This window comes from Methylobacterium gnaphalii (assembly GCF_007992215.1).
Classification (GTDB): domain Bacteria; phylum Pseudomonadota; class Alphaproteobacteria; order Rhizobiales; family Beijerinckiaceae; genus Methylobacterium; species Methylobacterium gnaphalii.
On sequence record NZ_BJZV01000011.1, the window covers coordinates 172,756 to 179,163 of the forward strand.

General features: G+C 68.2%; 6 protein-coding genes. 4 read left to right on the forward strand and 2 right to left on the reverse strand.

Annotated elements, in window-relative coordinates:
• Positions 1–213 precede the first annotated feature (213 nt).
• The 3 genes from MGN01_RS11545 (at position 214) to MGN01_RS11555 (ending at position 3,636) form a co-directional block, all read left to right on the forward strand.
• Positions 214–1,899 carry a methyl-accepting chemotaxis protein gene (locus tag MGN01_RS11545; RefSeq protein WP_147046759.1) on the forward strand — a complete coding sequence of 562 codons (1,686 nt, stop codon included), beginning with the start codon at positions 214–216 and terminating at the stop codon, positions 1,897–1,899.
• Positions 1,900–2,389: 490 nt separating this feature from the next.
• Positions 2,390–2,761 carry a cupredoxin domain-containing protein gene (locus tag MGN01_RS11550; RefSeq protein WP_147046760.1) on the forward strand — a complete coding sequence of 124 codons (372 nt, stop codon included), beginning with the start codon at positions 2,390–2,392 and terminating at the stop codon, positions 2,759–2,761.
• Between the two features lie 128 nt (positions 2,762–2,889).
• The gene (locus MGN01_RS11555) at positions 2,890–3,636 is read left to right on the forward strand and encodes an SOS response-associated peptidase (protein WP_147046761.1); all 747 of its coding nucleotides are present in this window, start codon (positions 2,890–2,892) and stop codon (positions 3,634–3,636) included.
• Between the two features lie 4 nt (positions 3,637–3,640).
• Here MGN01_RS11555 and MGN01_RS11560 read toward each other — a convergent pair whose 3' ends face one another.
• Positions 3,641–4,891, reverse strand: a complete 1,251-nt coding sequence (locus MGN01_RS11560) for a class I SAM-dependent RNA methyltransferase (protein WP_147046762.1) — start codon at positions 4,889–4,891, stop codon at positions 3,641–3,643.
• The gene (locus tag MGN01_RS11565; protein WP_147046763.1) at positions 4,888–5,631 is read right to left on the reverse strand and encodes a TlyA family RNA methyltransferase; all 744 of its coding nucleotides are present in this window, start codon (positions 5,629–5,631) and stop codon (positions 4,888–4,890) included. The genes MGN01_RS11560 and MGN01_RS11565 overlap by 4 nt, the downstream gene beginning before the upstream one ends.
• A 107-nt stretch (positions 5,632–5,738) precedes the next feature.
• On the opposite strand from MGN01_RS11565, the gene MGN01_RS11570 reads away from it, so the two are divergent.
• Complete coding sequence (locus tag MGN01_RS11570; RefSeq protein WP_147046764.1) at positions 5,739–6,281, forward strand: superoxide dismutase family protein; 543 nt, start codon at positions 5,739–5,741, stop codon at positions 6,279–6,281.
• Positions 6,282–6,408: the final 127 nt, after the last annotated feature.

Here is a 6,408-nt window from a genome sequence, read left to right on the forward strand (position 1 = left end):
TTCAAAGAACTCAACTGGACTTTCGGCGAAACTCGTTTGGCACCTTTTCACGGCCCGTTCCGGGATACAACCGAGAGAACTCCTGCCGGCGGCAAATTGGTCACCGCCAGCCGGCAGCAAATATGCTATATTCGCGAATAAACTGAAAATTAACAATACTCATAAAAGCTCTGCCGAAAGTCGCCCATTCGCGAAGCGACCGCGGGAACGTTCATGCGCCTCACCCTCAAAGCCATTCTTGCCGGTTCGATCACTTGTCTCGCGCTCGCGGCGACGGGTCAGGGGATCGTGAGCATTGTCCGCCTGTCGTCCATCGAGCGCGGCGCGGTCGAAGTCAGCACGAACTGGCTGCCCTCGGTGAACAAGCTCGGCGCCATGAACACGTCGACACGCGATTCGCGGGTGAAACTTTACCGTCTCGCCACCGCATCCGACGACGCCGCATTGCTGGCCGACAACCTGAAGGGCCTGGAGGTGAGCCTCAAGAAGCTCGCCGATCTGCGTGCCCAATACGAGCCGCTGATCAGCTCCCCCGAGGAGAAGAAGATCTACAGCGAGTTCCAGTCGAACTGGGCGGCCTATGAGGAGATGCAGCGCCGCGTCGTCGCGCTCATGAGCGAGGACAAGAAGGCCGAGGCCTTCGCGATGGTCAGGAGCGCCGAGATGGCGGCCTTGAACAACAAGGCCACCCAGGCCCTTCAGAAAACGGTGGAGCTGAATCGCGACGGCGCCGTGAACACGATCGCCTCGGTCGTCGAAGCCACCAGTTCGGCGAAGCTCGCCGCCTATATCGCCATGGCCATCGCCATCCTCGCCGCGATCGGCACCATGCTGTTCGCGCTGTTCGGCATCTCGCGCCCGATTGCCGGAATGACGGGTGCGATGGGCCGGCTGGCCGAGGGCCGGCTGGAGACCGAGGTGCCGGGCATCGGCCGCCAGAACGAGATCGGCGAGATGGCCGCCGCAGTTCAGGTCTTCAAGGAGAACCTCATCCGCACCAGGGCACTGGAGGAGGAGGCGTCACTTGCCCGCGCCGGTGTCGAGGCGCAGCGCAAGGCCGCAATGCGCGAAATGGCCAACGGCTTCGAGCAGGCCGTCGGCGGCATCGTCGGCATGGTCACGTCCGCCGCGACCGAGCTGCAGGCGACTGCCCAGAGCATGACCGCCAACGCCACGCAGACTGCCAACCAGTCCACCGCCGCGGCGGCCGCCGCCGAGGAAGCCGCGACCAACGTCAACACCGTAGCCGCCGCTGCCGAGGAGCTCGGCTCATCGGTTCAGGAGATCAGCCGTCAGGTCGACGGCTCGGCCGATCTGGCCCAAGCCGCCGTGACGGAGGCCGCGCAGACCGCCGGGCTCGTGCAGGAGCTCAGCGCCGCGGCTTCGCGGATCGGCGATGTCGTCAAGCTGATCTCGGATATTGCCGGGCAGACCAACCTGCTGGCGCTCAACGCCACCATCGAGGCGGCCCGCGCCGGCGAGGCCGGCCGCGGCTTCGCCGTGGTGGCCGCCGAGGTGAAGGAACTCGCCTCGCAGACCGCCAAGGCCACCGAGGAGATCACCGGCCAGATCGAGAAGATCCGGGGTGCCACGGACAAGAGCGTATCTGCGATCGACGGCATTGCCGGCCGCATCCGCGAGATCAGCAACGTCGCGACCTCCATCGCGGCGGCCGTCGAGGAGCAGGGCGCGGCAACCCAGGAAATCGTGCGCAACGTCTCCCAGGCGGCGACGGGCACGGCCGAGGTGACGAGCAACATTACCGGCGTCGCGGGCGCCGCCGAGGAGACCGGCGCCTCCGCCGCGCAGGTGCTCGGCGCGGCCTCCGAATTGTCGCGCCAGTCCGAACATCTCGGCACCGAGGTCCGTCGCTTCCTCGACAACGTTCGCGCCGCCTGACCGGCCGCGCTCCGGGGATCGCGCGCCCCATCACGACACATGCCTGCCGCATGTCGGCAGGCATTTTCTTTTGGCGGAGGATTGGTGGCGATCGATCGCGGCCCGAATTTCGTGACGGTTCTCGAGCGGAAATAATCCGGCGATAGTCAAATTAAGCTCAGCGCGCTCACTGTAATAATTACAACTTTCAAATAAAGAATTTGCAATCGAGGCGGTCTCCGCTAGACGTCGCGCGTGGCACCCCGACCAGAGCTGGTTCTCGCGACCCGATATGTCTTGGACTGATATCTTCGTTGCGATGGATGACCTCGTCATCCTGCCTGCGCTGTCGGCCATCGTCTTCGCAGGCTGGCAAGTGATCGCTCCGGCTGAGCGGATGGTTCGATCCGGCCAGCGCGCGAGGGCCGTGGCGCCATAAACCCGGACGTGTCCGAGCCCATCGGCGCGTCGAAATCCCGACAAGACAACAATTTGAGGATGGTGGAGCTCAATGCGCCCGTACGTCTTAGCCGCGTGTCTGACCGTGATGCCGCTAACTGCGGCCTATGCCGATGCCGTCGAAGTGGTGGCCACGCCTGCCTCCGCGAGCGGTGAGATCACCGAGATCGCGATCAAGGACATGGCCTATGGTCCGGCCAACGTGAAGGTGAAGCGCGGCACGATCGTTCGCTGGAAGAACGATGACGAGGTGGCGCACAACGTCCAGCTACGCGGCGGGCCCGCCAAAGGCTGGGACAAGGCCCAGGGCCCCATGCTGAACAAGGACGAGTCGTACGCCCTGAAGTTCAACGAGGCCGGGAGCTACAAGTACATCTGCACCCCGCACTCGATCGCCATGAAGGGCGAAGTGATCGTCGAATAAGGATCATCCGACGTTCGACGGATTGCCGCGGTTTCTCCACGCGCCCATTCGCGGGCGGGTGGAGCCTCCGGCCGCTTCGGCGCTCGGCGGGCGTTGGCCTCGACGAGCCTCATCTCCATATCGGGGGGATGTGTGGTCGCTACGTCATCGCCCTGACGCCCGAGCTGTTTCGACGAGCCTACGGCTATGTCGAGACGCCGAACTTTCCCCCGCGTTACAACGTGGCGCCGACCCAACCCGTCCCGATCGTGACGGAGGACCACGGCACGCGGCACTTCCAGCTGGTGCGCTGGGGGTTCTGGCCGAGCTGGCTGAAGGACCCCGCCGATTTTCCCCTGATCTTCAACGCGCGCGTCGAGTCGTTGGCCGAGAAGCCCGCGTTCCGCGGCGCGCTGCGGCACCGGCGCTGCATCTTCCTCGCCGACGGCTTCTACGAGTGGCGGCGCGAGGGCAGGGGCAAGGCGGCGGTGAAGACGCCGTTCCTGGTTCGCCGCACCAACGGGGCGCCGATGGCGCTCGCCGGGCTGTGGGAGACCTGGTCGAACCCCGACGGCTCGGAGGTCGACACCGCCACCATCGTCACCTGCGGCGCCAACGGCACCCTCTCCGCGATCCACGAGCGGATGCCGGCGATCCTCTCTCCCGAGGCGGTAGGGGCTTGGCTCGACACGGTGGGCAACGAGCCGCGCGACGTGATCGATCTCTGCCGGCCCTGCCCGGACGAGTGGCTGACCATGACCGAGGTCGGCGACCGGGTGAACAACGTGCGGAACGACGATGCCGGCCTCGTCGAGCCCCTGTGCGAGCCTGTCGCGCCACCAAGACCCGCAGAGCCGAAGGCCGGCGGGAGCGGAGAGCAGGGCCTGCTGCTCTAGGCGCTCAGCGCAATCTCCTGCGCTTCGCTTCCGGCTCGCGGCGGAAGACGCCGACCAGCTCGACATGGCCGGAATAGCGGAACTGATCGACCGGGGTGACCCGCTCCAGCCGGTAGCCCCCCGCGATCAGCGTGGCGGCATCGCGGGCAAAGGTCCCGGCGTCGCAGGAGATGCCGACCACGAGCGGCACCTTCGATTCCGCGAGGAAGCGGGCCTGGGCCTGGGCTCCGGCACGGGGCGGATCGAACACCACGGCGTCGAAGCGGTCGAGCTCCAGCGGCAGGAGTGGGCGGCGGAACAGATCGCGGCGCTCCGTGGTGAGCCGGCGCAGGCCCGGCGCCCCGCGCGCGGCCCGGTCGAGGCCGCGCAGGGAGGGTTCGTCGCCCTCCACCGCATGCACGTCGGCCGTGCGCGCAAGCGCCAGCGAGAACGGGCCGCACCCCGCGAAAAGGTCGGCGACGCGCTTCACGCGCTTGTCCATGGCGCCGAGCACGAGGGCGGTCAGCGCCGCTTCGCCGGCCTGCGTCGCCTGCAGAAAGCCGCCGGGCGGCGGCGTCAGGCGCGCCTCGCCCGAGGCCAGGGCCGGCAGGCGGCGTTCGACCACGACGTCGCCGTGCAGCGCGAGGCGGGCGAGATCGAGTTCACCGGCCAGCCGGGTCAGCGCGGAGCGGGCCTTGTCGCTCACCGGCCCATGGCCGCGCACGTCGATGTCGAGGCCGGATTCGGTGGCCGTCACCTGGACGTCGAGCGGTTTCGAGCCGCGGCCGAGATGCTCCGCCAGAGCTTCCGCGATCGTGGGGGCGCGGTGGAGGGCCGGCACCGTGATCGGGCAATGGTCGATCGGAACCAGGGCGTGGCTGCGCGCGGCCATCAGCCCGGCCCGCGCGGTGTCGTCGATGCGGCGCACATGCAGCGTGATGCGGCGGCGGCCAGCGCCATGCGCCTCGACCAGCGGCAGCAGTTCGGTCTCGATATGCGCCTGGGCCAGCGCCTGCTCGACGATGCCGTGCTTCCAGGCCGCGTAGGGCTCCGGCGCGAGATGCTGCACGGCACAGCCGCCGCAGGCCGCGTAATAGGGGCAGAACGGGTCGACTCGGTCGGGGGAGGGCGTCTCGACCGCGATGAGCCGGCCGCGGCCACCCTCACGCTCGATGGTGACGCGCTCACCCGGCAGCGCCCCGGCTACGGCAAGCCCGTCGCCGGTCAGCCCGTCGCCGCGCGCGCCCAGGCGCGTGATGGTGACGCTCTCGCTCACGCGTCGCCCTTTCGCGCGCCGATCAGGAATTCGCGGTTGCCGTCGCCGCCCTCGACCGGCGAGGGCACGAGGCCGAGGACGTCGAGCCCCAGGGCCTCGAGCGCCGCCCGCACCTCCTCGCAGACCGCTTCGTGCACGGCCTCGTCGCGCACGATGCCGCCGCGTCCGACCCGCTCCCGCCCGGCCTCGAATTGGGGCTTGATCAGCGCCACCAGCACGGCCCGTTCGGCCATCAGCGCCACGGCCGTAGGGAGAACGAGGCGCAGGGCGATGAAGCTCACGTCGATCGTGACGAGGTCCGGCGGCTGCGCGAGGGCATCCGAGGCCAGCTCGCGGATATCGGTGCCTTCGAGGCTCGTCACACGGGGGTCGGCACGCAGCGAGGCGTGGAGCTGGTCGCGCCCGACGTCGAGCGCCGTGACGTGGCGCGCGCCACGCCGCAGCAGGACATCGGAAAAACCGCCGGTCGAGGCACCGATATCGAGGCAGGCCAGCCCCTGCGGATCGATGCCGAAGGCGTCGAGCGCCGCGGCGAGCTTGAGGCCGCCGCGCGAGACGTAGGGATGCGGCGCGCTCGCCTCGATCCGCGCCTCGGTCGAGACGAGATCGGCAGGGCGCTCCACCGGCCGTCCATCGGCGACGACGAGCCCGGCCCGGATCGCGGCGACGGCCCGAGCGCGGCTCTCGAACATGCCGCGATCCACCAGCAATCGGTCGGCGCGCTGTCGTTCGGCCGTCATCGCACGCACGTCGTCCGGTCCAGGAATGATGAAGCTGTGGTAAGCCGCCCCTGTCTGAGGGCTGCCAAGGTCCCTACCTAGCCCGTCGGATGGAGGAGAGTCACCCGATGAGATGCATGAAGGCCGCCCTGGTGCTCCTGGGCATCGCAACGCCCGCACTCGCGCTTGCGCAGGAGAAGAAGGACGAGGCGCCCGTCGCCGTCCAGACCTACGAGAGCCCCATTACGAACAACAAGGGTGAGCCGATCGGCCAGATCCAGATCCGCGACGGCGCGAACGCGCTGGTGCTGCGCGTGACGATCAAGGCCGGCGGTTTGACGCCCGGCTGGCACGGGCTGCATTTCCACGCGGTCGGCGATTGCTCGGACACGGAAAAATTCGAGAAGTCGAAGGCGCACGTCAATCACGACAAGCGCGCTCACGGCCTTCTGAACGGCGACGGCCCCGACGAGGGCGACCTGCCGAACCTCTTCGCCAATGCCGACGGCTCGGCAAACGGCGAGATGACCAGCGAGATGGCGCTGACCGGCGAGGAAAGCCTCAAGGACGGCGACGGCTCGGCCCTGATCATCCACGCCAACGAGGACGATCACACCCAGCAGCCGATCGGCGGCGCGGGCGCACGGGTGGCGTGCGCGGTGATCAAGTAGGGGCTCGCAGAAGCATCCGCCGTCATTCCGGGGCCCGCTTGGCGGCCCCGGAACGACGATGGATTGAGTTGAAGCGCGTTAGCGCCGACGGCTCAGGCTCACCACCTCGGCGTCGCCGGTCGCCTTC

What these genes read in the sequence shown, in the direction of transcription:
- MGN01_RS11555 (WP_147046761.1), top strand. Translation starts at nt 2,890, where the DNA reads ATGTGTGGTCGCTACGTCATCGCCCTGACGCCCGAGCTGTTTCGACGA.
- MGN01_RS11550 (WP_147046760.1), top strand. Translation starts at nt 2,390, where the DNA reads ATGCGCCCGTACGTCTTAGCCGCGTGTCTGACCGTGATGCCGCTAACT.
- MGN01_RS11570 (WP_147046764.1), top strand. Translation starts at nt 5,739, where the DNA reads ATGAGATGCATGAAGGCCGCCCTGGTGCTCCTGGGCATCGCAACGCCC.
- MGN01_RS11545 (WP_147046759.1), top strand. Translation starts at nt 214, where the DNA reads ATGCGCCTCACCCTCAAAGCCATTCTTGCCGGTTCGATCACTTGTCTC.
- MGN01_RS11565 (WP_147046763.1), bottom strand. Translation starts at nt 5,631, where the DNA reads ATGACGGCCGAACGACAGCGCGCCGACCGATTGCTGGTGGATCGCGGC.